At 63.8% G+C, this 26,512-nt stretch carries 27 protein-coding genes; 5 read left to right on the top strand and 22 right to left on the bottom strand.

The genetic code is table 11. The features are described from left to right. The 4 genes from ACOMD9_RS20355 to ACOMD9_RS20340 form a co-directional block, all read right to left on the bottom strand. On the bottom strand, positions 1-537 hold a 537-nt coding region (locus ACOMD9_RS20355; protein ID WP_421417831.1), incomplete at its 3' end, for a DUF6531 domain-containing protein. Positions 538-801: 264 nt separating this feature from the next. Further along, the gene (locus ACOMD9_RS20350; protein ID WP_421417830.1) at positions 802-2,202 is read right to left on the bottom strand and encodes a PhoH family protein; all 1,401 of its coding nucleotides are present in this window, start codon (positions 2,200-2,202) and stop codon (positions 802-804) included. A gap of 102 nt (positions 2,203-2,304) precedes the next feature. Beyond that, the gene (locus ACOMD9_RS20345; RefSeq protein ID WP_421417829.1) at positions 2,305-2,511 is read right to left on the bottom strand and encodes a hypothetical protein; all 207 of its coding nucleotides are present in this window, start codon (positions 2,509-2,511) and stop codon (positions 2,305-2,307) included. Positions 2,512-2,614: 103 nt separating this feature from the next. Beyond that, positions 2,615-2,974 (bottom strand): hypothetical protein, encoded by a 360-nt coding sequence (locus ACOMD9_RS20340; RefSeq protein WP_421417828.1) that lies wholly within the window; start codon positions 2,972-2,974, stop codon positions 2,615-2,617. Positions 2,975-3,247: 273 nt separating this feature from the next. On the opposite strand from ACOMD9_RS20340, the gene ACOMD9_RS20335 reads away from it, so the two are divergent. Beyond that, entirely contained in the window at positions 3,248-5,506 is a 2,259-nt protein-coding gene (locus ACOMD9_RS20335; protein WP_421417827.1) for a hypothetical protein, read from the top strand. Between the two features lie 81 nt (positions 5,507-5,587). On the opposite strand, the gene ACOMD9_RS20330 is transcribed toward ACOMD9_RS20335, so the two are convergent. From ACOMD9_RS20330 to ACOMD9_RS20275, 12 genes are all read right to left on the bottom strand, one after another. Further along, positions 5,588-6,622, bottom strand: a complete 1,035-nt coding sequence (locus ACOMD9_RS20330) for a hypothetical protein (protein WP_421417826.1) — start codon at positions 6,620-6,622, stop codon at positions 5,588-5,590. 275 nt (positions 6,623-6,897) lie between these two features. Next, on the bottom strand, positions 6,898-7,980 hold the full coding sequence (gene recA / locus ACOMD9_RS20325; protein WP_421417825.1) for a recombinase RecA: 1,083 nt from the start codon (positions 7,978-7,980) through the stop codon (positions 6,898-6,900). 60 nt (positions 7,981-8,040) lie between these two features. Then, the gene (locus ACOMD9_RS20320) at positions 8,041-8,304 is read right to left on the bottom strand and encodes a hypothetical protein (RefSeq protein ID WP_421417824.1); all 264 of its coding nucleotides are present in this window, start codon (positions 8,302-8,304) and stop codon (positions 8,041-8,043) included. A gap of 106 nt (positions 8,305-8,410) precedes the next feature. Further along, positions 8,411-9,244, bottom strand: a complete 834-nt coding sequence (locus tag ACOMD9_RS20315) for a hypothetical protein (RefSeq protein WP_421417823.1) — start codon at positions 9,242-9,244, stop codon at positions 8,411-8,413. Next, a complete protein-coding gene (locus ACOMD9_RS20310) occupies positions 9,241-9,510 on the bottom strand; it encodes a hypothetical protein (RefSeq protein WP_421417822.1) in 270 nt (89 codons plus the stop codon). The genes ACOMD9_RS20315 and ACOMD9_RS20310 overlap by 4 nt, the downstream gene beginning before the upstream one ends. Continuing rightward, positions 9,507-10,010 (bottom strand): hypothetical protein, encoded by a 504-nt coding sequence (locus ACOMD9_RS20305; RefSeq protein WP_421417821.1) that lies wholly within the window; start codon positions 10,008-10,010, stop codon positions 9,507-9,509. Before ACOMD9_RS20305 ends, ACOMD9_RS20310 begins: the two co-directional genes overlap by 4 nt. Then, a complete protein-coding gene (locus ACOMD9_RS20300) occupies positions 9,997-10,407 on the bottom strand; it encodes a hypothetical protein (RefSeq protein ID WP_421417820.1) in 411 nt (136 codons plus the stop codon). Before ACOMD9_RS20300 ends, ACOMD9_RS20305 begins: the two co-directional genes overlap by 14 nt. A 96-nt stretch (positions 10,408-10,503) precedes the next feature. Continuing rightward, positions 10,504-12,492 (bottom strand): BRCT domain-containing protein, encoded by a 1,989-nt coding sequence (locus ACOMD9_RS20295; RefSeq protein ID WP_421417819.1) that lies wholly within the window; start codon positions 12,490-12,492, stop codon positions 10,504-10,506. Positions 12,493-12,674: 182 nt separating this feature from the next. After that, entirely contained in the window at positions 12,675-13,073 is a 399-nt protein-coding gene (locus ACOMD9_RS20290) for a hypothetical protein (RefSeq protein WP_421417818.1), read from the bottom strand. Between the two features lie 46 nt (positions 13,074-13,119). Then, positions 13,120-13,815, bottom strand: coding sequence for a hypothetical protein (locus ACOMD9_RS20285; protein WP_421417817.1), 696 nt, complete (start codon positions 13,813-13,815; stop codon positions 13,120-13,122). A gap of 103 nt (positions 13,816-13,918) precedes the next feature. After that, on the bottom strand, positions 13,919-14,980 hold the full coding sequence (locus ACOMD9_RS20280; protein ID WP_421417816.1) for a helix-hairpin-helix domain-containing protein: 1,062 nt from the start codon (positions 14,978-14,980) through the stop codon (positions 13,919-13,921). Between the two features lie 173 nt (positions 14,981-15,153). Further along, positions 15,154-16,329 (bottom strand): hypothetical protein, encoded by a 1,176-nt coding sequence (locus ACOMD9_RS20275; protein WP_421417815.1) that lies wholly within the window; start codon positions 16,327-16,329, stop codon positions 15,154-15,156. 1,026 nt (positions 16,330-17,355) lie between these two features. On the opposite strand from ACOMD9_RS20275, the gene ACOMD9_RS20270 reads away from it, so the two are divergent. After that, positions 17,356-17,508: a hypothetical protein gene (locus ACOMD9_RS20270; protein ID WP_421417814.1), complete on the top strand. Its 153-nt coding sequence runs from the start codon at positions 17,356-17,358 to the stop codon at positions 17,506-17,508. Positions 17,509-18,046: 538 nt separating this feature from the next. Here the strand turns inward: ACOMD9_RS20270 and ACOMD9_RS20265 are convergent. The 5 genes from ACOMD9_RS20265 to ssb all read right to left on the bottom strand — a co-directional run bounded on the left by ACOMD9_RS20265 (position 18,047) and on the right by ssb (position 22,384). Further along, a complete protein-coding gene (locus ACOMD9_RS20265; protein WP_421417813.1) occupies positions 18,047-18,250 on the bottom strand; it encodes a hypothetical protein in 204 nt (67 codons plus the stop codon). A gap of 16 nt (positions 18,251-18,266) precedes the next feature. Further along, the gene (locus ACOMD9_RS20260) at positions 18,267-19,112 is read right to left on the bottom strand and encodes a DnaJ-like cysteine-rich domain-containing protein (RefSeq protein ID WP_421417812.1); all 846 of its coding nucleotides are present in this window, start codon (positions 19,110-19,112) and stop codon (positions 18,267-18,269) included. A gap of 75 nt (positions 19,113-19,187) precedes the next feature. Next, complete coding sequence (locus ACOMD9_RS20255) at positions 19,188-21,089, bottom strand: hypothetical protein (protein ID WP_421417811.1); 1,902 nt, start codon at positions 21,087-21,089, stop codon at positions 19,188-19,190. Between the two features lie 27 nt (positions 21,090-21,116). Continuing rightward, positions 21,117-21,665 (bottom strand): hypothetical protein, encoded by a 549-nt coding sequence (locus ACOMD9_RS20250; RefSeq protein ID WP_421417810.1) that lies wholly within the window; start codon positions 21,663-21,665, stop codon positions 21,117-21,119. Positions 21,666-21,772: 107 nt separating this feature from the next. Next, positions 21,773-22,384 (bottom strand): single-stranded DNA-binding protein, encoded by a 612-nt coding sequence (ssb, locus tag ACOMD9_RS20245; protein WP_421417809.1) that lies wholly within the window; start codon positions 22,382-22,384, stop codon positions 21,773-21,775. Positions 22,385-22,746: 362 nt separating this feature from the next. On the opposite strand from ssb, the gene ACOMD9_RS20240 reads away from it, so the two are divergent. Beyond that, a complete protein-coding gene (locus tag ACOMD9_RS20240) occupies positions 22,747-23,814 on the top strand; it encodes a replication protein RepA (protein ID WP_421417808.1) in 1,068 nt (355 codons plus the stop codon). A 600-nt stretch (positions 23,815-24,414) separates the two neighbouring features. On the opposite strand, the gene ACOMD9_RS20235 is transcribed toward ACOMD9_RS20240, so the two are convergent. Then, positions 24,415-24,690, bottom strand: coding sequence for an HU family DNA-binding protein (locus ACOMD9_RS20235; protein ID WP_421417807.1), 276 nt, complete (start codon positions 24,688-24,690; stop codon positions 24,415-24,417). 281 nt (positions 24,691-24,971) lie between these two features. On the opposite strand from ACOMD9_RS20235, the gene ACOMD9_RS20230 reads away from it, so the two are divergent. Continuing rightward, complete coding sequence (locus ACOMD9_RS20230) at positions 24,972-25,496, top strand: porin family protein (protein ID WP_421417806.1); 525 nt, start codon at positions 24,972-24,974, stop codon at positions 25,494-25,496. 136 nt (positions 25,497-25,632) lie between these two features. Next, on the top strand, positions 25,633-26,412 hold the full coding sequence (locus tag ACOMD9_RS20225) for an outer membrane beta-barrel protein (protein ID WP_421417805.1): 780 nt from the start codon (positions 25,633-25,635) through the stop codon (positions 26,410-26,412). Positions 26,413-26,512: the final 100 nt, after the last annotated feature.

The raw sequence follows: 26,512 nt of genomic DNA, 5'->3' as shown, positions 1-26,512 counted from the left end.
GTGGCCACTGCCAGTGTCCTGGCTGTTGTAGACACGCTCGAAGACCAGCGGCTCGGCGCCGGCGGTGGCCACGTCCACCGCCGCCTCGAACTTGTTGCCGGTACCGGCGTGTATCGGGTTGCCGACGCACAGGCCGTCGTCGGGGCGGCCCAGATCGCGGTTGAGGAACGGTGAATCCGCCATGGTCCCGGTGTCCGGGCGCAGGTCGGCCACCCGCTCATAGACCGTGGAGGGCTCACCGGTGCAGGTGGCGGGGTCGTAGTCGCCCCCGCTGTTGTCCAGGTACAGGAAGCACACCCGGGACACCAGGCGACCGTCGGAGTAGGGCGTCTCCTCGATCCAGTCACTCAGGTAGGTGCCGGTCAGCGACTCGGCGATGGAGCGGTAGTCCACCACATAGTCCTGAGCGAGCTCCGGCGTGGCGAATCGCAGGTCCCGTACCCCGCTGCTGACCCCGGTGATGTACCAGTTGGCCATGGCCGGTATCGGCGCCAGCAGCAGCATCGCCAGCATGGCGCGACGTGGGAAACGGGACATGGGCACTCCTACGAAAGGCGACGTGGTTAGGACGGTACGTTTCTGCCGGGACGGCTACCGCACGACCGGGACAGGTGCCGGCCGACGCTGCTACGAGGGTCGCAGGGTCGGCGCGATCCGAGCAGTCAGCTCGTGCCCTTGAGGGAGCTTTTGAGAATTCTTCAGGGTTAACGCACTTCCAACGTGATGCTGCCCGCCAAAGGGGCGGGCAGCGGTTTCGTCGTAACGGTGAAACGGAGAGGTGGTGCGCGTGGTCGCCCTGCCCTACAGCATCTCCTCGCCGGCCAGCGCCAGCCGGGAGCGCTCGACACTCTTCAGCGTGACGTGGCCGGCATGGGGCCAGTCGCGGAAGCTCTCTACCACTGCGGCCATGCCGCAGGTGTTAGCCGTGAGGTAGGGAGTGTCGATCTGGCCCACATTGCCCAGGCACACGATCTTGGTGTTGCGGCCGGCGCGAGTGATCAGCGACTTGATCTGCTTCGGCGTGAAGTTCTGGACCTCGTCGATGATCAGGAAGGTGTCGTTGAGGGTGCGGCCACGCATGAAGCCCGGGGCTCGGATCTGCACCCGGGAACCGAGCAGCTGGCGGGTGGCGCCGTTCTCCCAGCTGCTCTCCCCATCCTCGTTGCGCAGCAAGTTGTCCATGTTGTCGTGGAAGGCCCCCATCCAGGGCGACATCTTCTCCTCCTCGGTGCCGGGGAGAAAGCCGATGTCCTCGCTCATGGTGATGGGTGCCCGGGTAAACACGATGCGCTCGAAGCGCTTGCTGTCCAGGGTCTGCTCGAAAGCCGCGGCGAGGGTCATGAAGGTCTTGCCGGTACCGGCGCTGCCGGCAATGGTCACTAGGTCGACGTCATCATCCATCAGCAGGTTGAGCGCAAAGTTCTGGCGACAGTCGTGAGCATGCACGCCCCACACGTCGGTGCCGTGCCGGTAGTTCCTGAGCAGCTCCAGGGTGGCGCGTTGGCGGGTGACCGCACGGACCACCGCCTCGAACCCGGCCTCGGTGTCACCGTCGGCCACCAGCATCCCGGGGTGCCACTCCGAGGGGATCTCACCGGACAGCTGGTACAGCATGCGCCCGGCATCCCGCTCCACCTGAACATCGAGAGCGAGTCCGTTCCACAGCTCACTGCCGGCATCCGGGTAGACCTTCACCCCTTCCAGCATCGCATCGCTGTCGTCGAAGGCGCGATCGGTCAGGTAGTCCTCGACGGGCACCCCCAGGGCCGCGGCCTTCACCCGCAGATTGATGTCCTTGGTGACCAGGATCACCGAGGCGTCGGCACGCTCCTTCTGCAGGCGGCAGGTTTCAGCCAGGATGCGGTTGTCGGGGCTGTCGGCCAGCGCATGCTGATCCTCCAGATCCTGGTAACACAGCAGCCGCAAGCGCCCGTCGGTGCCACTTTGCCGGGTGATGGGGATACCCTGGTGGATCTGTTCGAGGTCGACGTTGCTGGTGAGGTCAGAAAGGGTCCGGCTGACTTGGCGGGCGGTGCGGGCAATCTCGCGGATGCCGTTCTTGTGCTTGTCGAGCTCCTCGAGGACGGTCATGGGGATGACCACCTCGTGCTCGTCGAACTGGTAAAGGGCGGCGGGGTCGTGAAGCAGGACGTTGGTGTCCAGGACGTACAGGCGGGTGGACTTCTTGTCGATGCGTACCATGGGCACAGCTCCTCTCGGGTGACGTCGACAGCATCTCAGGCCTTGCCAGAGGACACTCTGCGTCGACGTTCCCTTGAGGGCTTTTTCACAGCCCGTTGCTGTTTAAATCTTGTGCGCCTCATCCACGGCGTCTTCGTAGGTCGCCTGGCGATCGATGCGGCCCGTGGCATGAAGCAGCACCCATGGCATCTCGGCACAGTGCCCGAACTCTTCAGCCGTCGAGCGCCGGATATCGGCTACATGCTGCCCATGCTTGAGCACCTGGTACTGGCCTCGCGCCAGCCGTTGGATCGTGATCGGCCCCGCCATGGGCTGCTCTCCTCTGCAGGTTGAGATGTCGTCATACGCCGCCGAGCCTCGGTGGCGTTGCGATACGGGGCAGCCAAGGCTGCCCGCCGGTACCGACCAGCGCCTAGGCGCTCTTCTTCTGGTTGATCTGCCTATCGGCGAAGGGGTTATAGAGCTCGTCGCGTACCCACAAGGCAAGCGTCTCCGCCATGTGCGGCACCATGAGGCCGACGACCTTCCGCCTCACCGTCTGTTCGTGCAGGACCTTCACTTCCCGAGGGTCGAGAGCGACGGAGGCGGTCTGGTTATCCTGGTGACGATGAATCAGCGCCTCCATTTCGGTCGGGGCATCCTTCCCGCGCACTCGCACGATGCTCAGTGTCACGTCGATACCTTGAGTCCTTGAGCGGGACACAATGGCCGACTCCCCCACGTCAAGCGCAGCATGATTGATGGCGACACCGTTAAAGCGACTGATGGGCATAGTGGTGGTCTCGTCTTCCTGATCACGAATGGGTATGGGCGCCGACCGTCTTTCAGCGACCTGTCGCAGTGACGCCCCCTGTCCGGGCCTGCACCAGGCGGGTGCTGTGCCGCCAGGCACCGGAGTCGACGCCAACCCTACCCCAGGTCGATCAAGACGCAATGCGTCTGGGTGCCCTCCAAGGGCAGTTCGCGCCGTTGCCAAAGGACCGGTCTGCGATACCCTCGGCGACATCGGGCACCAGTCGTCCATCACCACCGCGGGAGTTTCGGGATGATTCACAAGGTATTCATGAAGGCGCTTGGCAACCCAGGGGAATATGCCCAGGTGTTCCAGAACAATCTGGCAGTGGTGCAGGACGCCCAGGACGAGCTGCGCGTCACAGGGGATGAGGCGACAGCCACCTACCCGCCCGTCAGCCTACCCGTCTTCAGCCTCGTCACACTGCTGCCTGACCACGACGAAGGGCGCTGCCGCACCGCCATGGCTGCCGCCTTCAAGACACTGACAGGGCGCACCCTCAAGGACTACATCAGCGCCTACGGCGCCTGCCGGCAGACCACCTTCAAGGCCTATCGCAAGCAGTTCCTGCGCCACTACGGCGATGTCGATGACTTCGTGCTGCTCACCACGTTCCTGTCCGCACACCACAAGCGTCAGGAAGCGGTCATGGCCTGGCTCGACGGCCAGAAGATCCCGGTCATCGAGATCGACATCCTCGAGCACTGGAAGGCTCATGTCGGCATCCAGAGCGACCCGCAGGAACTGATAACCCTCACCCGATCACGTATCGCCATGGGCGCCGATGCGCAGCGCACCATCGCCTTCGAGGGATACCTGCGCCTGATCGTGCCACTCGCTGAACACTTGGGCCGACTCAATGCCGCCGGCGAGGACGCAGATGCCGAGGGTGCCTGGCTGGCCTTCAATGCCTGGTGGGCGCTTGGCAGCCTGGCCAACGATCCTCACCTGGTCTCGGATTTCCGCCACTTCTGGCCGGCGGGCTTCAACCTGATGATGACGATCAGTGACATGACGGGACCGGGCGGTCAGTTGCTGTTCGGCAATCCGCTGGCGGTACCCTGGATGCCCGGCACCGACCTGGCACCGATCCGAACCCTGCTGGCCGAGGGGCAATGGCTCTCCAGCGCTGCCAATGTGCTTGCCGACTGGCGCTCCGCTGCGACACGCGTGACCAGGATGCAGGAGGCCCTCGACGCCCTCAGCGAGGCGCAGAGGCGTGCCATCCCCCGGCTACAGCGCGATACCCTGATTAGCTATGTCTGCGCCAGCGTCACCCCGGACGGTACGCCCTGGTCACAGGAAGCGTTGGGGCCGCGTGGCATACCGCCGCTGTGGCTGGAGCTGCTGGCTCAGGACCTCGCCGCCTTCAACGACGGATCGTCCCCCGAGCGCTTGGTGAATGCCGTCGATCGGCTGTTCTACTACGCCGACCTCCTGGGCGGCTGGATCTGCCAGCTTCAACAGGGCGAGGTCTGTCTCTACGAGCAGGCCGACGATGCCGAGGGCCCGCCGGACACCATTGCGCCCGAACACTTCGACCTGGACGCCGACCTGTTGCCGCCCTCCCTGTGCTCTCCCCTGCCCCTGGTGCCGCTCGCCTCGGAGCTGGTGGCACGAGACCTTCAGCGCTTCACTGAGGCGCTCGGCGAGATCCAGGCCGATACCCAGCTCACCCTGGCCGAACGCCTGAAACGCATCAGCGATACCCAACAGACCATGGCCGCCACGTGCGACAAGATGCTGACCGAGAACGTCGAGCCCCTGCTGCTTGTCCTCGACGAGCTACCGTGGGAAAAGCTGTCGCTGGTCCCCTTCTCGATGCCGGTGTCCGGTGAGCAGCCGCAGGAAAGTCAGGAAGGCGCCGATGAGCACCACGAGGCCACGGCGAGCGCTCAGGCCGACATGGAGCGCCAGCAACAGCGCGTGCAGGAGCTTGAAGAGGCCCTCCAGCGCTCTGAGGACGAAGCCCGGGCGTTGCGTGCCAGCATGGCTACGCTGCAAGCCCATGAGCCTGAGCAGGCATCCGCAATCGGCCACGATGACCTCGTGGATGCGGTGAAGGCCTTTGGTCAGTCGAGCCAGGCCCCGGAGGCGCTGCGTCTGGCCCGGGCCACCTATCCCGATCGCCTGCGCATCCTCGACTCGGCCTTTACGTCGGCAAGCGAGGCGGCCAGCACCCTGAGCGGCGCCGGCCTGCTGCGCAAGCTACTGGCCATGGCCGAACAAGGCTGGGAAGCCATGGCGTCCGGCAAGCCTCTCTACAGCCTCAAGGAGGTGGTGCCGGGGCACCTGGCGTGCGTCGAGTCTGACCGCGTTAACCAGCACCCCAAGCTGCGCGATGAGCGGATCTTCACCGAGAAGACGGCGGAGGGCTCCCGCCGCTGGGACATGCAGAGCCACCTCACCCTCGATGAGCGCCACCGGCTCTACTTCACCTGGGACGCCGATGCCCAGCAGTTCGTGGTCGGCCATGCGGGGCGTCACCTGAGCATCGCCACCGCGTCCTGACCCGCATCCACTGACCTCTGCCCATCGATACCGCCGCCACCGTATCCCGGGGCGGCGGATCGGCCGTCACGTCGCCGTGGCTTAGGGGTAGCCGGCGACCCTACCCCCCAGCAGGAGTCTGGTCGCTCGTGACAACGCCTGGTAGCGAGCCTCGAGCTCGGGCACCGCCACGGCCGGCACCGTCTCGATGGCCAGATGACTGGCTCCCACCTCCCTCAGCAGTTTATCCAGGTGCGCCCGGAGTCGCGGACAGCCCTTGGGCACCAGCGGCGCCTCGGGCGCCGCGTCACTGGCCTCGGCATGGTCGGCGGCAGCCGGCCGCCGCAGCTTCTTCTCCAGGGCATCACGGCGCTTGCGCAGGCTGGGCAGTCGCTCCTCCAGGTTGCTGACCGGTCGACCCTTCAGTTGCGACGGATCATCGACCCCCTCGGCCAGCATCCTTGCCTGCAGATGCTCCTGTTGCTCCCTGGCAGCGTCACCGGACTCGATCGCGGCGATTCGCTCCTTCACCCGGTTGAGCAATGCCTTGGTGCGGCGCACCCAGACGGGGTGGGCGGGCTTGCCCAGCTTGGGGTTGTACGCCACGGCGATCAGGTCAGCCATCTCCGCCGGCGGCTCCCCCTGCTCGGCTTCATGGTGCCTGGCGATCGCCAGCTGGGCACGATAGGCCATCCGTTGCTTGGCCAGACGACTTTCCAGCGACACCGCGGGGCGGCCCACGGGGCTCTTGAGATGACCCCGGATCGCTTCCCATTCGGCCTCGGTGTGACCGATCGGCGGGAGCAGATCGATAGCCTCGTGAAGCGCCTGCTTCTGCTGGGTGGCATAGCGCGACAGGAGACCCTCCCCGGCCTTACGCGCCGCTGTAGCGAGACAACGGGCCTCCTCTTCCAGGACGGCCAGCAGGTAGCGCCGGTGAGTATGCTGCTGGGCCTCCTCCACGGCAGGCATCGCATCGTCACGGGTGACCATCAGAAAGGTGTTGTCGCACTCTTCCTCCACCAGTTGCAGCAGACGCAGCGCACGGGCGGCGCGATATCGGCTCTTGGTGGGCTCTCCCAGACGGGGGCGACCATGGACGGGGGTACGGGCGGTGTTCGCGCACGGGCTAGACATGAGCATCTCCTCTCGGTTGCTCGATCGCTCCTACGGGGTGTGTGGGTTGATGTAGGACGACTTGGTCTAGCTCTGATCGCTACCCCGGGTTGCGCGAAGGTGGGGGGATGGGAACGGGCAGCGATGCTTCTCTTCAACAAAAAAGTGCGCTCAAAGGCGCTAAATTCAGCATGTTATCTTACATAGACGGAATCTAATGTCAACTTCCGGGGTGTGAGACAAGAACGCGGGCGCACCGTCTGGTGTCGCCCGCGTGGCCGGAGTGCGCGGGACTATTAGAACTCCTCGACGATGTCTCGCTGCATCGGCGGCGTTTCTTCCGGCAGCGGATCGGGGGCTTGCTCGGTGGCCTCACGTGACGTCACGGGGGCAGCCATCAGCTGCTGGCGGATGCCCGCTTCGATCTCCTCCATGACCGCCGGGTTCTCCTCGAGGAACTGGCAGGCGTTGGCCTTGCCCTGACCGATCTTGTTGCCCTGGTAGCTGTACCAGGCACCGGCCTTGTCCACGAGGCCGCACTTCACGCCCAGGTCGACGATCTCGCCGGCGAGGTTGATGCCCTTGCCGTAGAGGATCTGGAACTCGGCCTGACGGAACGGCGGCGACACCTTGTTCTTGACCACCTTCACCCGGGTCTCGTTGCCGATCGATTCTTCGCCCTGCTTCACCGCTCCGGTGCGACGGATGTCCAGGCGGACACTGGAGTAGAACTTCAGCGCATTGCCGCCGGTGGTGGTCTCGGGGCTACCGAACATCACCCCGATCTTCATGCGGATCTGGTTGATGAAGACGACCATGCAGTTGGCGGTCTTGATGTTGCCTGTGATCTTGCGCAGCGCCTGGGACATCAGGCGAGCCTGCAGCCCGACGTGGGCATCCCCCATCTCTCCTTCGATCTCGGCTCGCGGGGTCAGCGCGGCCACCGAGTCCACCACGATCAGGTCGACGCTGCCCGAACGCACCAGGGTGTCGGTGATCTCGAGCGCCTGCTCGCCGTTGTCCGGTTGGGACACCAGGAGGTCATCGAGATTGACCCCGAGCTTCTCGGCATAGCCGGGATCGAGCGCATGCTCGGCGTCGATGAAGGCACAGGTCATCCCGCGCTTCTGGGCCTGGGCGATGAGCGACAGGGTCAGGGTGGTTTTGCCGGAGGACTCGGGCCCGAAGATTTCCGTCACCCTGCCCCGTGGCAGGCCACCGATCCCCAGGGCCACGTCGAGGCCAAGCGAGCCGGTGGACACCGAGGGAATGGCAACCCGGGGCTCTTCGCCCAGGCGCATGATGGCGCCCTTGCCGAATTGCTTGTTGATCTGGGAGAGCGCGGCATCGAGGGCCTTGCTGCGTTCGGGATTGGACATGGTCTGGCTCCTGCGATTGGCGGGTCGGTGACCCCGGGCATGGTGGGGCTGGGTGGCCGGTCAGCGGCGATAGAGCTCGGTGCCACAGTGCCGGCACTCGAAGATGGCTCTACCTGATTGGTTCAGCTTGCGCTGCCAGATGCTGGAGGAATTGCACTCGCAGCAGCGGATGCCGCGGGGCGTCTGGCACTCAGGGAACTCTTCACGGTATTCGTCGAGGGTCGGCAGGGCGTTGTAGTCCCGTTTTAGCGCCAGGTAATCGCTGATGACCTTGCCGATAAGCGCGACGAAGAACATCGCTATGATAAGGGGGATATAATCCATAGAGTCCTCGCGTGATCACGTTGGAAGTCGTGAGACAACGGTACCCCGGAGCCGGGATCATGCAAGGCAGCAAAAAGAAGGTGATGACGCGTCGTGACGGCGCGATTTAGGAGGCGAGATCGAGGGTAAGGTTACGGCTGCGCTCCTGGAGCGCGTAACGTCCCCGTCCAGTGCGACGCGCCTTGGTCTGGCAGACCTTGCGGATCTGCTCACGCCAGGCAGGGTTCGGTGTCGGGCGTCGCTCGGCGGCGTACTCGTAGATCGCCCGCAGCGATGCCTCCCCGCCCATCGCCTCAAGGGCCTCGGTGACAAGCGCTCCCCAGGTTGCCGGTCCATCGCGCATGGCCTGCTGAACGTCTCTGGAGAGCCCCTGGAGGTACGCCAGCTCCGCATAGAGGCCGAAGCCCACCATCAAGCGCCGCCGGTCCTTTCGGAACGTGGTGAAGCACAGAGGATGCTTGAGGCCATCGTAGAGGTTGCGCGGCAGCATCTCCTGAGCCATCGACCACTGCTCGCTGTAGCGCATGACTCGCCGGGCGGTCTGCAGGAAGAAGGCCGGCAGCACGAAACAGACGCGACCCTCATTCACCAGCAGGTCATGGGCTCGCTCGAGGAAGGCTTCGATGAGGGCTGTCTTGAACGGTGGGTTGCCGACGATCACTGTAGGCGTCTCGGGTAGCTCCACTTCCAGGAAGTCCCCGGCGATGACCGGGCGACCCGTCAGCAGCCGGGCCTGCTCCGCCAGCTCGGTGTCGAGCTCCACCCCCAGCACCGGGATATGCCCCGGGATCGCTTGAAGAAAGCGCCCGGGGCCACACGACGGCTCGACCACGAAGTCCTGGCGGTCCAGATCGGGCAGGTGGCTGCGCACCAGGGCGGCAGCGGCCCACGCTGGCGTCGGGAATTGCCCCAAGGCTTGCTGACGGCTCGCTTCCGTCATGACGACGCGCCCCCATCCTTGAACGAGGCGGCCCATGCCTCGACGCTGCCGCCATACTGCTCGACCACCTCCTGGGCACGAGTCTTGGAGAAGTCGACATCGTAGAGCCGCATCCAGTCGATGGCCTGTTGCGCCATCGCGATCTGCCGGCGGGTTTCGTACAGGGGAGCTTTCTTCTTGCAGGCCAGCGTGCACACCGTGGCCAGGGTGCAGTCGCACAGATAGGCCAGCGCCCCGGCCGGATCACGCACGGAATCCTTGATCATGCCTGCACCTCGCGAACCCGTTCCGAGAAGATCATCAGAGCACCGGCGACCCTGGCCACGTCCTCCTCTGCGAGGCGTCGCGGCATCTTGATAGTCACGTTGGTCACGTCCGCCGGAGCGTCGGTGAGCAGGATCGCATGCGCCAGCTTGTGCGCCTTTCCCTTGAGCTCGAGGAACAGGGTGGCCGTGCCGCGCACGGGACCCGAAGGGACATCGAACAGAGTGACCTCGAGGTCCATGGGCGGCGCCTGTGCACTGGGGGGCTGGGGCACGTCGGCGCCAGCAGTGGCCTCGAGGCTGCAGCGCGTCACCAGCAGCTCCGCCATTTGATAGCAGTCCTCCTCGCTGCTGTAGCGGGCGACCAGTTCGGCCAGCTGATGAAAGCGACATTCCTTGGGCAGGACCCCACGGGACTTCCAGTGCAGCAGATCCTGGGAAAGCGAAGTGAGATGCTGACGGGTAAAGCCCCGGGCCTCACTGACGGCATCACCACCGGCCATCGCAACCTCCCATGTCGCCGAAGCTGTCCATCCCACCGTCCATGCCCGTGAGGCTGTCCATGCCACCTATGTCTTCCGAGACTCCGAAATGGTTGTGGTGGATATCAAACACCTCATTGAGCATCGGCAAGCCGGTGGCGGGATTGATCGCCGGCCCCTGGTAGGCAGCCCAATGGTCATCCCCGCCGAGGCCAAGATCCATCACGCTTCTGCTCGACGTGGTCAGCCCAGTCCGATGGAGGGTGAGGTCGTCCTGGAACCCCGCGCTGTGGTCAACAGGGCGTCGTATAGGACCTAGATCGCGCCAATCGTGTGCCAGGGGCGATGCGTAGCGGTCGGCAGTCTCCCGCTCCTCATGGCGTTGGTCACGCTGGAACAGCCAGCTGAATAATCCCATGTCTCCTCCCGAGGTCGTCTGGCCCCATCCTGTCGGTCATAGCGGGGCATGTCCTCGGGACTATCGCACAGGTCCGAGGACATGCAAGCCGCCTTCTCATGCCTGCGGCGCGAAGGCGTGGCGGTAGTCCTGTTCGGTCAGGATGCGGATGCTTCCCTTGCCGCTGTCATTGAGCTTCTCGGCCTTCGCCACCTTGCTCCCGGCCTTGTCACCAGCCACCAGCAGGGTCGTCTTGCCGTTGACGGCGCTCTGCACCTGAGCCCCCATGGCCATGGCCTGGGCTTCCATGTCCTTGCGCGAGGCGCCCACCATGGTGCCGGTGAAGCAGATCACCTGCCCGGCGAGGGGCTGGTCGGCTCCCGCCTCGGTGGCGGGCGTCTCGTCCTCGAGGGCGAAGCCCAGCACCCGCATGTGGAGGATCAGCGGCCACATGTCGCGAAGGGTCGCGGCAATCTCCGGTGAGGTCTTGGGTCCGAAACCATCGATCGCGGCAATCTGCTCGGCTGTCACACTCCCCAGGTCGTCCAGCGGGATCGCCTGCAGGAGCTTGCGGGCATCGCCGCGGCCGAGGTGGCGGATGCCGAACGCCGCCAGCCAGCGCCACGTCATGACCGGCTCTCGGCGGCTACGCTCCAGCTGGGCCACCAGATTGGCGGATTGCCCGGGGCCAAAGCCGAGGGCGGAGAAGTCGTCGGCCGCCATGGCATAGATGGCCGGCAGTTCGGTGATGCCCGCCGCGACCAGCCGGGCAACTGTCTCGCGCCCGAACAGGTCGACATTGCCCAAGGTGTGAAACCAGTGCCGGAGCCGGGATTCGGCCTGGGCCGAGCACCCCGAGACATTTCGGCACACCATGTGCTCGCCCTCCTCGACCGCCTCGGTGCCACAGGAAGGGCAGCGCGTCACGGCCAGCGGCGTCTTGGCCGGCGCCAAGACCTCGACGAGCTTGGGGATCACTTCACCCGATCTCACGAAGCGGGCCTGGGCGCCCTCCCCCAGCCCCAGCGCCAGCAGGTTCTTGGCGGTGTGGGCCGTGGCCTTCGAGACGGTGGCGCCAGAGAGCACCACCGGCTTGATCAACAAGGTCGGGATGATCCTCCCGGTCCTCCCGGTCGTCAGCCGCACGGCGAGGACCGTGGACACGGCCGATTCGCCCTGGCGCTTGATGGCCATGACTGCACGCTCGTGGCTCGAGGTCGCCCCCATGGCATGGCGTAGCGACGCGTCGGTGACCTCGACCACCATGCCGTCGGTCTCATAGGCGTTGTCCGCCACGACGGTGTCGTAGAGGGTCTCCCACCCCTCGCGGAGCTCGTCAGCTGTTACGATGCGCTCGGGCAGGTCGGAAAAGGGGACGAAGCGGATGGCGCCGGCCTCCAGCGCCAGCCGGTGATGAGGCTTCACGCTGTCGGCGCTGACGAACCCGGCGACGAAGTTGCGGGGGTGCTCCTGGTCATACTCGGTGCCCTTGCCCAGCTTGGCATGGAAGAACGCACGATCGCAGACCAGCTCGCCCCGGCCCCGACCACGACCGCCCTGCATGACCACGCCAAGCTCGATGATGCGCGTGATGTCCTGGCCCTGCAGTCCATCGCCTCGGGTCACCAGGCGATCTCCATCGTCCAGCCCGGCGATGCCGTCGAGCTTCGGTGTGAGGCGAAAGCGCAGGGCGTCGGGGGCGACCCCCTCCTCGACGGCGGCCCGGGTCACCTGCTGGATGTAACGTTCCACGGCCTCGAGATCATAGGCCTTCGACGTGGAGAGCATCGGCGTCGCATGCCTCACCGTGGGCAGGTCCAGGGACAGCGGCTCCGGCTCGACGCGATGGAGGAACGGATGATCGGGGTCCTGCTGGCGAAGCCCGAGGACAAAGCACTGGTCATAGGCGGCATCGCTGACCAGGGGCTCGCCGAGGCGATAGGCCTCGTTCAGGGTCTCGCACGCTTCGGCCAGGGTCGCGGCACGCTCGAGCAGCGCAAGGGCCTGCGCATTGCCCTCGATGAGGTGGGCGTTGGGAACGGAGAGCTGTCGGGCGGGAGCCTCGGCGTCAGCGAACAGGTCCAGATCGTGATCGGCGGCCGGCATGGGCGATTCCTCAGTGGCTAGGGGCGGGTCCGTTGCCATGGAGGATGCCAGCAAAGCGCCAGCACGCAAGGTGGGGAGCGCCCTTCAAGGGTGTCGCACCGTCTCGATGTAACATCCTCTCCCCGGAAGGGCGCCACCACCGAGGGAGAGCATCTCTTATAAAGGCAACCCGCATCAGACGCTCAGTCGCACGCCTTTGCCGCCTCCAGAATACGGTCGAGCAGCTTATGGGTCTGAGTGTCGACTTCCTCAGCGCCAGCTGAAGCAGAACGACAGTTCGCCAATATGACGATGTACAAGACATCTTGCGCACCCGGCTCCACGGACAGGGCGAGCTTGCCGCCTGCGATGAAATCAACAGCCAAGGGGCCTCTGCATCTATCCGACCGGTACCCTGGCATCTGCGGGCAGAGATCCTTGTGAAGCTTTACCAGCGTCGAGGTTGCGAGCAGCATGGCGGCTGTCGCCACGCTGTCGCCCTGGGTGGGTATGTGATGCTTACAGAAGCGTGCCGCCCTCGCGACGGCGGAATACAACCGACCGAAATCGGCCTTTGACAGAGGAATACGCACGCGGCGCATGTCAGCAGTCTTCCTCCCGTCGCTTGGTCACCGGGGAGAGTGCCGCTCAGGAGTGGGTGGCGGACAGGAACAACACGCCGCACTGGTCGGAGTAGACCGCTCCAAACTGCGCTTCCAGCCAGGCGTGCGCCTCGGGCGGAAGCCTGCAGGGCTCGTCCAAGGTGTGCATCAATGACATTGCCCCCATGGGTAGAGGCAGCAGTTGGCCGAACAGTCTCTTCATGACGCTCGACATGTAGTCCACGGCCTGGAGCATCTTGGTGAACTTCACGGAGATCACCAACCCCGCGATCGGGGGACGCTGGGAGCCCGTCGGCGGGTTGAGATGGAGGCTGCTCTCTTCGGGCAGCCTCAGCACCCCGGCCCGGTAGTCGGCCATGGCGACCTGATGGAGCACCTGGAGGGTACGCGAACCGAAGTCGGACTCGGCCTCAGGGGTGTCGAGACGGTCGTGCCGCACGTTCACCATGTCGAAGATGTCGGGCCCATCGTTGGCCACATAGACCTTGATGCTCTTGGGCACCTGTCCCTCGAGACGCGCCTGGAGAATCTGCGCCAGCCCCTTCCAGTCTACGTCGTCATAACAAGTCATCACGCCCTGGCCATTCCGATCGAGGAAGGTGTCGGCGTCGTCAGGCACCTTGGGTAGCAGTAGGAAGTTGAAGCACAGCGGCTTCTCGGCCTGTTCGGTGATACGTTGCCACTCCTCGGGGGTGACGGTCTCGGCGTCAAAGGGAAGCATCGTGGGGGTTCTCCTGGGGCTATGACGTGCTGGGGTGGCGGCAACTCGGCCGCCTCGATAATTACCGTATTACCGTATATCCAATTACGGTACATGCAAGTCATCACCCGCCATGCAAGACGGCGCGGATCTGTGCAATACGCTTGGGGCCCATTCCGGGCACGGCGGCGAGGTCCGCCTCGCTGGCCGCCACCAGCGCCGCCATCGAGCCGAAGCGTTCCGCCAGGAGGCGAGCAATGTTGGCGCTAACTCCCGGCATACCTTCGAGCACGAAGGCGAGCTGGGCCACCTGGGGCAACCCCGTGGGCTTGCGCCCCCGCAGCGGTGGTTCGTAGCCGAGACCTGAACGGTCATGGGCGGCGAGCTTGAGGGCCACGTAGGCGGTGTGGTGCAGGCTGTAGGTGTTGATCACGTTCATGCGCTGGATCGTGACCAGGAAGCTGAGCATCCCATCGATGGCCTGGACCAGCATGCCGCGTGAGTTGTCGTGGACTGGCCCTTCCAGGAGCACGATCGGGGTGATCCCCTCCTCCAGGCGCATCTTCTCGCTCTGGAAGAACAGCCGCTTGTCGTCACCGACCACCGAGGCCTCGAAGTCCGTTCGTGCCGCCGTCTCGGCGCAGCACTTCCGCTCGATGACGTAGCGGGTCTCCCGGCCCTGGATCTCGATGTCGCCAAGCGCGAGCTCCGTGCGCTCCAGGGTGACATTGGGCAAGTCCTGCAGCGCCTCGAATAGCGCCGCTGGCTCACGATGGTCGATGCGGATCAGCACGGGGTCCGGCACCGGGATGCTGGCGAGGTCCAGCGCCTCTGCCTCGTCGAGACGCGACCCCGTCAGGTTCCGGGCTGGCGCCCGGTTCGATGCCGAGGACCCCTGCCGTTTGGCCCTGGGCGCACGGCCTGCCTTGCCAGCACCTGCCTGGGCGCGTTCCTCGAAGACAGCGAAGGGGACGGCCTCGAGCGTTTGCCCCTCCGACAGCACCCCTGCCTCGTGTAGGGCCTCCAGCACCGCCGGCGCGGCCGCGGCGTCACTGACCGACAGCTTCACGCCATTGCCGTGCGGCACGACGAAGGCTTTGACGTCCTGAGGTAGGCACCCCAGCTGATTGAGATAGGCGCGGACGCGCTGGGGGTTCTGCGGCGGATGCCAGAGGGTGATGCGCATGACGGGCTCCGGGGAATGAATGGTAGCCCTTCAGTGCCCGGCTGGCTGCCGGGCGGGCCCTCGAGGGTGTCACCTGCCGATACAGGGTGCCCCCGAAGAGCTTTCACGACCGCCAAGCGGATTGCAACGGCATATAGTCCGCACTCTCTCCCGGTTGGCGCCAGCAAGACGCCTCAGCCAGCGATGAGGGACTGATGGCGCTCCTGGCGCTGTCGCGGGGAGAGCCCCAACTCCTGCTCGGCCCGCATCTGCCGGGTATTGGAGGCCTTGACCTCGGCGATCATCTCCGCTCCGGGATAGAGGATGAATACGGCATCGACGATCGTCGGCCGGCCCGAGACGCCCTTCTTGCGCTTCTTGACCAGCTCCTTCTCGTAGCGCGAGATCGTCCCGTCCTTCATGACCCGTTTCAGCTCCCGCTCGAGGTAGCTGATGCCATCGGAGATGCGCGAGTAGTTCAGCCCGCTGGTGGTCTTCTGGAGCTCGCTGTAGCGAAGGCGCACCGGGTGCTGCTCGGACATGTTGGTGGCCAGCAGCACCATGCGCTTGATGACGTTGATGCCATAGGAGCGGCGTGAGTACAGCCGGCGCAGGTCGTACTGGCGGTATTGGGCCGATTGGATAGCCTTGGCGACGGCGCGGTTGAAGAACACGTGCCAGCGAGCCTCTGGGGCAAACCTCGCGTTGCCCTTTGCCGTCGAGGCCCGGTAGTCCTCGAGGATGTGGCCACGGATGATCGATTCGCCCTGGGCTGACTCCAGGGTGAAGGTGCTGGAGGTCAGGATGTCCAGGGCCTCAACCACCTGGTAGTGGTTGTAGGTGTGCCCCAGAGAACGCAGAATCTCGCGCAGCTGGCGGATCGAGAAGGACACGCCGTACTTGGCCTCCTTGCGACCGTCGGGGCGCTCGCACATGCCCCCCTCCTCACTGGCCAGCTTCATCAAGGCGATCTCGACGGCCTGCTCGCGGATGCCCGGGAAGCGGTTGACCCAGGCGTCCTGGTCATCCTCCTGCCCCTTGCTGGCGCGGATATCCTTGGTCGTCCCGGGGAACTGCGTGAACTTGAGATCCTGACCGAAGTAGCCGAACTCGATCACGGAGGCCTTGGGCGGGCCATCTTCGGCGCTGTTGAGGTGCTCGCTGGCGTACTTGGGCAGCAGGTCCCAGACCATAATGCTGTTGGACAGGGAGGTGCGCTCGTCGCTGGTGTTGTAGACGAACGATTTGAAGACGGCTAGGGGGCGATCCAGGGCAGTATCCTGCTCTGCCAATGGTGTCTCGTCGGGACCAAAGAGGGGGACTTGGCGGGGACTGTCGACGGTGCGGGCATTGGTAGCGCGTCGTGTCATGAGTGGTATCCCGGCGAGTGGTGGCAATGGCTTAGACGGAGCCTAGCAGCCTCCCGTCCCATGTAAACTGGTAGCCCTGACTCGCATAACCCTCGCCTGCCGGGCTTTCACTGGTAGCTGAGACTCGCATAACTCCCGGTGAGCGACCTCTACTCTACCCTCGATGTGGTAGCTCAAGCTCGCACAACCTTCGCCACGATGGTGCTCCGCCCAGCCGGTAGCTGCAGGTCGCAAAACCCCCTACTGAGCGCGTTTCAGCCGATCGGGACTGGGTGCTGGCGCTCGCATAACTCGGATTCAAAAGGGGTGCCAGGCTCCCTACGTCACCGTAGATTCACGGCGATTCATCGGCTGCGACAGAGACTGGGTGCTGGTGGTCGCAAAATACCCGGGGGATACCCCCGACATTGGTCGGGTGGTAGCGGACACTCGCAGAACCCCCGAGCCTGGCGTCTGACCGGGTGCTGGTGGTCGCAAAACCCCCGTCTGGCACGATTCTCGGCGCTGAGCAGTGGTAGCGGAAGCTCGCAGAATGCCGCTGCCTTGCTGAAGAACTGGGTGCTGGCACTCGCAGAACCCCCGTCTGCCGCGATTCTCGGCGCTGAGCAGTGGTAGCGGAAGCTCGCAGAATGCCGCTGCCTTGTTGAAGGACTGGGTGCTGGCACTCGCAGAATCCCCCCTTGCCGATCCCTCTGTCATGAGGGAGTGGTGGCTGGCGCTCGCAGAATGCCCCGCCGAGCCCTTTGGGCTTGCAGTGGTAGCGGGAACTCGCAGAATCCCCGCGCCAGGCCTCTGACCGGGTGCTGCTGGTCGCAAAACCCCCGTATGGCGGGAATCGCGCCGCTGAGCAGTGGTAGCTGACACTCGCAGAATGTGCGTGCCAAGGCGTAACTGGGTGCTGGCGCTCGCAAAACCCTCTTGCCGGAGCAGTGGGCCTCTCACATGGGGCAGGACCCTCTGTCGCCCGCGAGGCGCCAGCCTCGGGTGCTAGAATGGCAACAGGTGTTCCATCAGAGGAGAGGCCCCTTGTCCCCCGTCAGCTGGATGATCGCCGCCTTCGCCGTGTTCATGGCCTGCGTGTGCCTGTTCGCCTATATCCAGATCGAGCGGAACGCTCATCAAGCACGCCAGGGGCGCATGCCCCAGGAGCCGGGCCGCACCTGCAACGCGAAGCGGTGAGAGCGGGTGCTGCTGGTCGCAAAACCCCCTCACCACTTGCAGTGGTAGCTGGCGCTCGTGAAACCCCCATGGATAGGGCCAACCGGTAGCGGTAGGTCGCAATATACCAACGGGCCCAGCTCCCGGTGTGGTAGTCCACGCTCGCAAAATGGCGCTCTGATGAGGTGTGCCCAGGGCCGTCGAACGGCTACGCTCCGCACGGGACGCCTGGTAGTGCAGACTCGAGAAAGGTGGTGGTGGTGGCTCGCACAATGGCGTGAAGGGGCTTCGCCGGCCCTGTCAGAAGCGGTTATCCACAGGCCCAGTGGGGCTCTGGTGGTAGCGGAGACTCGCAGAACGTGCGCCTACCGGTGGTTCAGGCTCGCATAATGACGAGCCAACGCCCTTCGAAAGAGGATAACCGGTAGCGTCGACTCACCGATTGAAGCAGGACTGGTGGTGCAAACTCCCCCCAAGTGGTTGCCCCAACTCCCCGACCGCAGCTCTTTGTTCTTTCGATACAATGATTTGCAAGATGCCTCCTTGAGTCTCCTTTTCCTTATAAATCCTTGGCCGCGAGGGGTAGAGGCTCTGACACGACGGAACAGCACACCCCCTCGAACTCCCAGCGCCAGCACATCTCGAACGAGTCCAGCCGCACCGTGAGTCGGTCACCGCCTTCATCGTGGATGACTTCGGCCTCATCGCCACAGAACTCGATGATCGTGCCCTTCTGCAGTGGCTGGCGCTGATCATGGCCCATGCCCATCTCCTATTGTTCACTCGTGGTCGTCGTATTGGGGCATCGAACCGAACTGGCCATCCTGGTCACGGAAGCTGTGGCCATAATGCCTACCCGCATCCTCGTCGCGATCATGCCCCGGGACCACCATCTGGAACTCACCGCGGTACGCATGCAGGGGATCGATCGGAGGGAGCTCGCGCAGCCCCTCTTCTTGACCTCGGCGTCGGTTGTGTTTGGCCGTCCGCTTCTTCGCAGCAGGCCGTTTGTCAGCCTTAGCATGTGCAGGATCGGAGGGCGAGGCATCCGGCAGTAGCGAGGCCAGTTGAGCCCTCAGCTGGTCATTGGTCGCAACCTTGGCCGATTGCTCCTCGCGACTGAGCCGATCTCGAGGCGGCGTCGTGGGTGTCTTCTGGCGGGTCGGACTTCGCCCAGCCCGGGGTGTGTCATTCCCTTTCTTCGCCACCTGGAGGCGGTTCAGTCGCTTCACGTAGGCCCGTTCGCGACGCCGCTGATCCTCGGCCGCCAGCTGCTCCGGTGTCATCTTGCGACGCCGTGCTTCATCCTTCAGGCGCCTGGCCTGGCGTGCTTGGTACCTGCGCAACCACTTCTCGCGATCACGACGCTCCTGAGGCGTCAAAGCCGCCAACGCCATCTCGGTACCGGTGGCAGGGCGTGACCCCACCCGAACCTTTCGACGCTTCTCGGCTTCCCTGGCTTTCCTCGCTGTCTCGATCTGCTGGCGGCGAGCTACCGGCGAAACGGACAGGATCTTCGCCGGTGGCGGCTCAACGGCGACGTCGTCGACAAACCCGCTGCCACCACAGCCAGGACAATTTGGGGCGTTCACTTCTCCCCCGCGGCAACGTGGACAGAACTCCATGCTAGCTCCTCGACATCCAGTCTCTCGAACACACTCGGCACCTCCTGAGCCTAGCCCCTCATGGTCTCATGGACATCAACGCCCACGACGCCGGTCAGTGCGTGCGGGCCCTCTGAGCATGGCGCGAAGCTCCTCCACCGAATGCCCCTTCAGCGACTCAGTCTGCTCCTCGAGTTGCTCCTTCAAACGTTGATGCCCAGAGGCCACGTTGGATACACGCCTGGGCGGCTTGAGAGCCATCCGCCGGCGCCGCAGGGAAGGCGACATCTCCAGTTGAGCATGACGTTGGCAACCGAAGTGGGAGTGGACCCGCTCCTCCGCGACCCGCTCCTCTCCGACCGGATAGCTGTTTGGCGCCAGAACGACTCCGTGAACCTCGAGGAGCTTCAAGAAGGCCTCGGGCACCGCCACGGCAACCTGGGCTCGCGAGATCGCCGTGTAGGCGCAATTGGCTGCCTGCCGGTCGCGCTTGGGCAACTGCCAACGGCCCTGCAGTAGCACCTGCGGGAAACAGTCATCGCTGATCGCCACACGGCTCCATTCATGCCCTTTCGCCCGAGCCACGGTGGTCAGCGTGAGATCGCGCTCAGGTGGGGGGTGCGAGGCATCCTTCATAGCCTCCTGGCGCTGTTGGTCCAGCTCACGCCACCGATCAATGATCTCGGGGAGCTCCTGGGTCGACTGTCCTGCCGCTTCGACCCAATCACACAGCTCAAGCGCGGTGCTATCCCACCGCTTGCGGAATCGGGCTCGTGCTTCCTCGAGAGTTTTCACACCTGCCAGTGCGGATGACGACCGGGCAGAACCAGCGGGACCGAGGACGCCCCTGTCACGACGGAGCACTGCGAGGTCATGGGCCAGGCCGATCGGATAGGATTCCAGCCCATCGACCCAGGCGATGCGTTTGCCGCGTTGAGTGGCCTCCAATGCCTCCTGGAACACGCCGGCCGCGGAACTCGTGATGACCGTGTAGGGGACCTGCTGCGCCTCCCAGTGATAGCGATGCGCTCCCGGGTAGACGTTCGATTCGCCCCGACCCACACAGCGATCAACACGGGGACTACCCGCTCTGTGGGCCAGGGCGTTGAGCAGTGAAGCGATCGATGGACCAAAGCGGAACGAGTCGCGCAGGTATACCGTGTCAGCCCTCTCCTGGAGGGGGTGGCGCTGAGCCTGTATTCTGCGGTTGCCTTGCCGCAGCGACTGGAAGGCGTCGCCGAACATGACCACGGCGATGTTCTGTCGTGACAGCAGGCCTAGCTGGGCTTCATCCGCGTCCTGGGACTCCTCGAGGATCACAAGCTCTGCCCCGTGCAGCGGAGAGACGGAGATGGACCGTTCCAGCCCCTCCAGGTGGATCTGCTCCGTCGCCGACTGGGACCACAGCTTGACCTCGGCGGCATAAGTCAGTGGTGCCGAGCCGGGATCGCGACTGATCTGGGAGAACCAGACATCCCTTGCCACCCTGAGCACCCGGAGACTCTCGCCTGGGGCGAGAACCCACTCCTCACCTGGGCGGTTACCGGAGGGGAGATGTGACGGCTCGGGATGGCGGTCGGCACTGCGATAGAACCGGTAAAGCACCTGCCGTGCTCGCTGGACCTCACGCTGAGTGGTGCCGGCTCCGCCGGCAGCAAGCATTTGCTGGTCGGTCAGGCTGCCCTGGACGGGCAGGGCCTTGAGCTTGGAGGCGAAGAGACGCAGCAGATAGCGGTGCGCCGCCTCCTGGACAGTCATCGCCATGACGTTGGGGGGCAAGGTTGCCCTCGCCCGATCGCGTAGGTTGCGAGATTGGGACAGAAACAGGATGCGACGGCGAGCATCGCGACGGGCAAGCTCGACAATGATCGCCGATTTGCCGGCCCCGGCGACTCCCGGGGCGTTGATCAACCGCCCGCCTTCCAACTCAGCCTGCCCCTCGGACATGGCCTCGGTCGCCATCTCGATGATGCGAGCCTGCTCTGGCGTGAGTTTCACGAGACCTCCTCGGCCAACACCAACGGTCTAGGACAGCAGCTCCGACAGACGCTCGTTGATCTTTCGGTGCCCGCTATCGCCGAGGGCGAGAAGCATCTCGAGCTCATCCCAGTGCTGAACGATGGCACGCCAGGCGGTGGAACGGGTAGCGATCGACGGGAGGCGCTCACGGAGCCCAGGGGCCCAGACCAGCAACAAGGCGCAGCGCTGGAAGTCACCGGCGTCTCGGGGGTGCGCCGGCTCCTCGGGAGCGTGAGCCATGCCCATCAGCACATTGGCCAGGGCTTCCGATGAAGCACCCACATCGCCTCGCCGGCGCCAGGCGTCGACCTGCTGCTGCAACGGCAGCGTGGCAATCTCCCCAGTGGGAAGCTGACTCAGCCCTAGAGCCTCGCGCTGTCTGGCGCAGGCTTCAGGCGAGCCGATGACCATGGTGGCCCTCAATGCCCGGGCCAGCCAGGTATCGACGATGGCATCCTTACCGTGCCGTTTCATCAATAATGGCAATTCGCGGATGGGTATCTGACCCCTCAGGACCGTGAGGTCGTGATCCGTTGCCTGATAGCTAATCTCCATCTGAGCCTCCCGAGGGGATCATGTAGTTACTGTATACGGTATTACGGTAGTCCTTGGCGATGAGGCGACCGCCACCCGGAAACATGGTGGCGGTCAGTGGCAACTGATCAGCCACCCATCATGGGGTGAATGGGCGCGAACGGGATCTCATCATCGGGAGCCCCGAAACCATCCGAGATGGTGGGCTGATGCCCGGGTTGTGCGTGCCCATAGCCGCCACCCTGGTGGCCCATGGGCGGCTGGTGGGGACCCTGTCCGTAGCCCTGGCGCGGCGACGGGGCGCCATACCCTTGGTGCCCGCCGCCCTGCCCCTGCTGCGGTTGGCCATGCCCAGCATGCTGGCCGGCACTGGGCGACGGTGCGTTGGAGCGTGTCCGGTTGGGGTTACCGTCGAGCATCTGCAGGTCGCTGCAGACGATTTCGGTGGAATAACGGTCCTGGCCATCTTGACCTTGCCACTTGCGAGTTTGAAGTCGACCCTCGATATAAATCTTCGAGCCTTTCGAAAGGTAATTGCCAGCGATTTCAGCAAGCTTGTTAAAGAACACCAGAGTGTGCCACTCCGTGCGCTCTTGCATTTGCCCCGTTTGACGATCCTTCCAGGTATCAGTGGTGGCGAGTCGAGCGTTGGTGACCATTCCACCACTCGGCAAATTGCGGGTCTCGGGATCATTACCGAGGTTACCGATCAGGATTACAAGGTTCTTGGATCTGCTCATTGTTTCTTCCTCTTGGCGTATCTACATAGCTTGACGTAATGACTGCTTGGCGTTGGCGTCGCTGTTGACGTGAGTTCACTGTATAACCAATCAAGAAAGACGCAATGCCCTGGGAAACGGTATTTAGGTCGCCATAATCACACGGTGTTTTCATGTGACAATGCCCAGCGCTGCCAATGGGCAGTGGCCCATTTGGGCACCCCGGCAAACCTCCCCAATGCGAAGCAGGGTACCAACAGCCGCTCGGGTCGCCCCCCTCGCGTCGTGCCCTCCAAGGGCATCTCGGCACCCCGCCATGAGACAGCGATGGGCATAGCATGCGCGGGACTGTGAGAGCCGATACACGATGACAGGGGCAGCAGGTGGCACAAGACAAGCACGACAAGCCAACCAGGGAGGCATACCTCCAGCAGCTGATTGAAAAGGGTCTTGACCCGCGGATGGCCAAGGAGGTGGTGAGCCAGCTCGTGGAGGCCGGGCAGCTGAGGGAAGATGCACCCTCTGAGCGCACCTACCCCACCTCGGAGGTCATGGAGGAGGAGTCAGCCAGACCGTCACGCCAGGCGTTGCTGGCAGCCAGCAAGCGCATCAGCATGAATGGACCTGCGGGTAACGATCTGGCCTTCATGCATACGATCCTCTGCCAGGTAGGGCTGCCACGCAGGGCGATCGAAGGCACGTCCTTCCAGCGCGTCTGCGACGGTGTTGGGATACACATCCAGGCAGGGTCGCTCTTCGACGGAGAAGGCTGGGTCGAACACCCCGTACCCTACGGGGCCATGCCACGTCTCGTGCTGGCACACCTGAACACCCAGGCCCTGAGACAGCGGTCTCCCATCGTGGATGTCGGGCCGAGTGCTTCAGCATTCCTGAGGACGCTGGGATTCGAGCCGGCCGGCGGTGACAGGGGCCCCTACACGATGTTCAAGCGTCAGGTTCAGGCGCTGGCCGCATGTCGCATTACCATGGGCTACAGCGTGGGCGATACGGCCTACACCGTGAAAGGCGACCTGATCGATGAGTTCGAGGCCTGGACTCGCCCGAGTGGCAATGGGGCCGGCAGAGACCTGTGGCCGGAAAAGATAGCCTTCACCCAGCGGTACTATGACAGCCTGACGCAGCACGCCGTCCCACTGGACCTGCGAGCCCTTCACGCGCTGAAAGGATCAGCTCTCGCTCTGGACCTCTACGCCATGCTTGCCGAGCGCCTGCACCGGGTGAATGGCAAGAGCGTGCTGCTGCACTGGGTATCCCTGCGAGCGCAGTTCGGGCATGACTACCATGGCGAGCATGGGCCAAGAAACTTCAAGCGGGACTTCAAGGTGGCGCTGAAGAAGGTGCTGGCAGTCTATCCCAAGGCACGTGTGAGCGTCGTCAAGACGGGTATCGCCCTGCGCCCATCCCCACCCCCGATACCCTACCGCGGCTAGCGCCGCCCGATCCGAATGATCGATATGAGGCCATCCCCACCGGGATGGCCTTTTTCGTGAGCGAATGGTGTTTGGCGGTTTCTGTGGATATCCCTGTTGATACAATGGCTTAGGCACGATGAATCACGATCACTACCACGAAGAATCACGATCATTCGGCACGAAGAATCACGATCACTGGCACGAAGAATCACGATCATTTGCCACGAAGAATCACGATCACCGGCACGAAGAATCACCACCCCCCTAAAACCTGTAGCAAGCCTCTAGGCCTTCCTCTAGCGACCCTTTACAAACATGACCTGTAAATCAAAAGGGGCTTTCCTGTAGGGATTAACGGCCTTCTGGGGATAACCGGTCGAGGGGGGACTGGCCAGAAACGCAGGCTCACCCGCCGGCTGTCGCCTCGCTGCGCTCGTTGACGGGCCCTTGCCTCTATCGCCTCTGCCCCGCTACGCGTGGCCACGAGCCGATCTCGTCAAGGACCTGTGAAGCGGTGTGTTGTGTGTCAGGTTAAGGGGTGGCCCCCAAGCATTAAAAAACCCCGGGGGTTACCCGAGGTTTAAGCGACAGAATATAGAGTGGTGTGTGTCGTACGACTTACTTGATTGAGTCTTTAAGGGATTTCCCAGCGGCAAACTTGATCGTGTTCTGTGCGGGTATCGTGACCTTGTCGCCCGTTTGAGGATTACGGCCAACTCGCTCCGAGCGGTGGCCAATCTTGAACTTGCCAAGACCTGGAAGAATACACTCTTCCTCATCTTTCAAACCACCAACTACGATCTCGGGAAGTGCATCAATGACGGATGCGACATCCGTCTTGCTAATGCCTGTCTTATCGGCAAGTGCTGCAACAAGATCACTCTTTCGCTTCATGGTATTACCCCTATATCAACAATGTGCAATGTTGCTTTTACGTCATCCGACGAGAACCTGCAATGACGAAGAGAGCCATTCGAGTACGTCCGCAGGCCTCCCTGGTTGTTGCCACTGAAGAACGCACCCGCGTCAGCGCCTGGCCAGTATATCCAGTGGCGATGCCGTGAACCGGTGTCTCGACGTGCCCTTGAAGGGTCCTTCCCGGCACCGGTGTTGCGGCAGTCAGCGCGTATCGTACCGATCAGCGTCACCACGGTGCCAAACAAGGACCCTCAGGCATGCTCCGTTTCCGTACCCCCTCATTGCTGATTGCCGCGCTCGTCACGGCAAGCCTTACTGCTTCACCCGCTTACGCCCAGATGGTGGGCTACCTCGCTGCCGACGCGATCCATTGGGCTCTGGATCAAGGTCCCAGCGGCTCAGCCGAGGCTGTCGGCGGACGCGTATCGCTGGGCACCCATCTCAACTCAAGGTTCGGTGGCGAGATCCGTGCAGCCGGGCTGGGCAGCGATACCCGCGAGGGTGAATCCGTGACCCTGGACAGCGCAGTAGGCGTTTACGCCAAGGCCGTACACCCCGTCACGCGCCATATTCGTGCCTATGCCCTTGCTGGTGCGGCCCAGGTCGAGATCAGCCAAGGGGGTCGCTCACTCAAGGAATCTGGCTTCTCCTGGGGCGTAGGTATCGAGCTCGATGCCGACACCGGCGGCAAGTGGGCCATACGCCTCGATCACATGCGCTATCTCGACACTCCAGATGCGACCCTCGAAGCCACAGGCCTGGGTGTCGTGTATCGCTTCTAGGGTCGCTGTCACGCTGCGACGCCGCGTTCAGCAGGCCCGCCAGAGGCCCCTTGCGTATTTCGTGAAATCCGTAGCATGACTCAAGCAAGCGAGCGGCAAGGCTCGCACCACCCCAACCACAGTAAGGGAACACCACGTGAAGAAGACTCTGCTCTGTACCGCACTGACCGCCACCATCGCCGGCGCTTTCGTCACTCCCGCCATGGCGGACACCGGCATCTACGTATTCGGTGAGTACAGCCACAACGACATCGGTAGTGACGCAGCCAAGCGTGACGTCATCGCCCAGCAGTCTGCCGGTGCCGCCCGGATGGATGAGGCGAACCTCCTGGTCAACATCCCGAATGGCCTCGAGCCCTTCGTGACCGAGGGGAGCAGCGACTACGACGACACCAACCAGGAGTTCGGCTTCGGGGTCGGATATCAGCTGACACCGAATCTTGCCCTGGAACTCGCCTATCGTGATCTCGGCAGCGCTCGCTACGAGACCACCAATACCGTCACCTTCAACCATGACGGCGAGACCTATGTCGGCGTATCCGACTTCCACAACGAGTACGAATCGAGGGCGTTCATCCTCCGTGGCGTGGGTATGCTGCCGGTCACCGAGAATCTGACCCTGGAAGCGCTGCTGGGCGTTGCCCATGTCCGCACCAAGTACAGCGGTGGCGAAGTCAATGAGGGCTTCGAAGTCGATTCGCTGGGTGGTTACGGCCTGCTGACCTACTCCGACTCCTACGATGAGAAAGAGACCGGGTGGTCCGCTACCTATGGTCTGGGTGCCAGCTATGCATTCACCCCCGCGATTGCCGGCTATGCCCGTTGGGAGCGCGTTCACGACATCAACACCGAATCTCCGGGCTGGGGCAGTATCGAGGCGGACTCCTTCTCCGCTGGGCTGCGTTACCACTTCTAAGCCCCTCCCCTTCGCTCGAACGAGAACCGGCGCCTTTGGCGCCGGTTTTTTCTTCACCATGTTCCGCATGCGGAACAGGCTGACGTCCACGTGCCGGCAC

This window comes from Halomonas terrestris, from assembly GCF_049166755.1.
In the GTDB taxonomy this organism is placed as follows: Bacteria; Pseudomonadota; Gammaproteobacteria; order Pseudomonadales; family Halomonadaceae; genus Halomonas.
Note: the sequence above shows the minus strand (reverse complement) of the source record. Positions and strands in the feature narration are given on the sequence as shown.

Coding starts and splice junctions, on each gene's coding strand:
- ACOMD9_RS20315 (WP_421417823.1), bottom strand. CDS start 9,244: ATGACGGAAGCGAGCCGTCAGCAAGCCTTGGGGCAATTCCCGACGCCA.
- ACOMD9_RS20290 (WP_421417818.1), bottom strand. CDS start 13,073: ATGCGCCGCGTGCGTATTCCTCTGTCAAAGGCCGATTTCGGTCGGTTG.
- recA (WP_421417825.1), bottom strand. CDS start 7,980: ATGTCCAATCCCGAACGCAGCAAGGCCCTCGATGCCGCGCTCTCCCAG.
- ACOMD9_RS20305 (WP_421417821.1), bottom strand. CDS start 10,010: ATGGCCGGTGGTGATGCCGTCAGTGAGGCCCGGGGCTTTACCCGTCAG.
- ACOMD9_RS20320 (WP_421417824.1), bottom strand. CDS start 8,304: ATGGATTATATCCCCCTTATCATAGCGATGTTCTTCGTCGCGCTTATC.
- ACOMD9_RS20280 (WP_421417816.1), bottom strand. CDS start 14,980: ATGCGCATCACCCTCTGGCATCCGCCGCAGAACCCCCAGCGCGTCCGC.
- ACOMD9_RS20300 (WP_421417820.1), bottom strand. CDS start 10,407: ATGGGATTATTCAGCTGGCTGTTCCAGCGTGACCAACGCCATGAGGAG.
- ssb (WP_421417809.1), bottom strand. CDS start 22,384: ATGAGCAGATCCAAGAACCTTGTAATCCTGATCGGTAACCTCGGTAAT.
- ACOMD9_RS20250 (WP_421417810.1), bottom strand. CDS start 21,665: ATGGAGATTAGCTATCAGGCAACGGATCACGACCTCACGGTCCTGAGG.
- ACOMD9_RS20345 (WP_421417829.1), bottom strand. CDS start 2,511: ATGGCGGGGCCGATCACGATCCAACGGCTGGCGCGAGGCCAGTACCAG.
- ACOMD9_RS20330 (WP_421417826.1), bottom strand. CDS start 6,622: ATGTCTAGCCCGTGCGCGAACACCGCCCGTACCCCCGTCCATGGTCGC.
- ACOMD9_RS20335 (WP_421417827.1), top strand. CDS start 3,248: ATGATTCACAAGGTATTCATGAAGGCGCTTGGCAACCCAGGGGAATAT.
- ACOMD9_RS20265 (WP_421417813.1), bottom strand. CDS start 18,250: ATGGGCCATGATCAGCGCCAGCCACTGCAGAAGGGCACGATCATCGAG.
- ACOMD9_RS20295 (WP_421417819.1), bottom strand. CDS start 12,492: ATGCCGGCCGCCGATCACGATCTGGACCTGTTCGCTGACGCCGAGGCT.
- ACOMD9_RS20275 (WP_421417815.1), bottom strand. CDS start 16,329: ATGACACGACGCGCTACCAATGCCCGCACCGTCGACAGTCCCCGCCAA.
- ACOMD9_RS20350 (WP_421417830.1), bottom strand. CDS start 2,202: ATGGTACGCATCGACAAGAAGTCCACCCGCCTGTACGTCCTGGACACC.
- ACOMD9_RS20310 (WP_421417822.1), bottom strand. CDS start 9,510: ATGATCAAGGATTCCGTGCGTGATCCGGCCGGGGCGCTGGCCTATCTG.
- ACOMD9_RS20260 (WP_421417812.1), bottom strand. CDS start 19,112: ATGGAGTTCTGTCCACGTTGCCGCGGGGGAGAAGTGAACGCCCCAAAT.
- ACOMD9_RS20340 (WP_421417828.1), bottom strand. CDS start 2,974: ATGCCCATCAGTCGCTTTAACGGTGTCGCCATCAATCATGCTGCGCTT.
- ACOMD9_RS20230 (WP_421417806.1), top strand. CDS start 24,972: ATGCTCCGTTTCCGTACCCCCTCATTGCTGATTGCCGCGCTCGTCACG.
- ACOMD9_RS20285 (WP_421417817.1), bottom strand. CDS start 13,815: ATGCTTCCCTTTGACGCCGAGACCGTCACCCCCGAGGAGTGGCAACGT.
- ACOMD9_RS20235 (WP_421417807.1), bottom strand. CDS start 24,690: ATGAAGCGAAAGAGTGATCTTGTTGCAGCACTTGCCGATAAGACAGGC.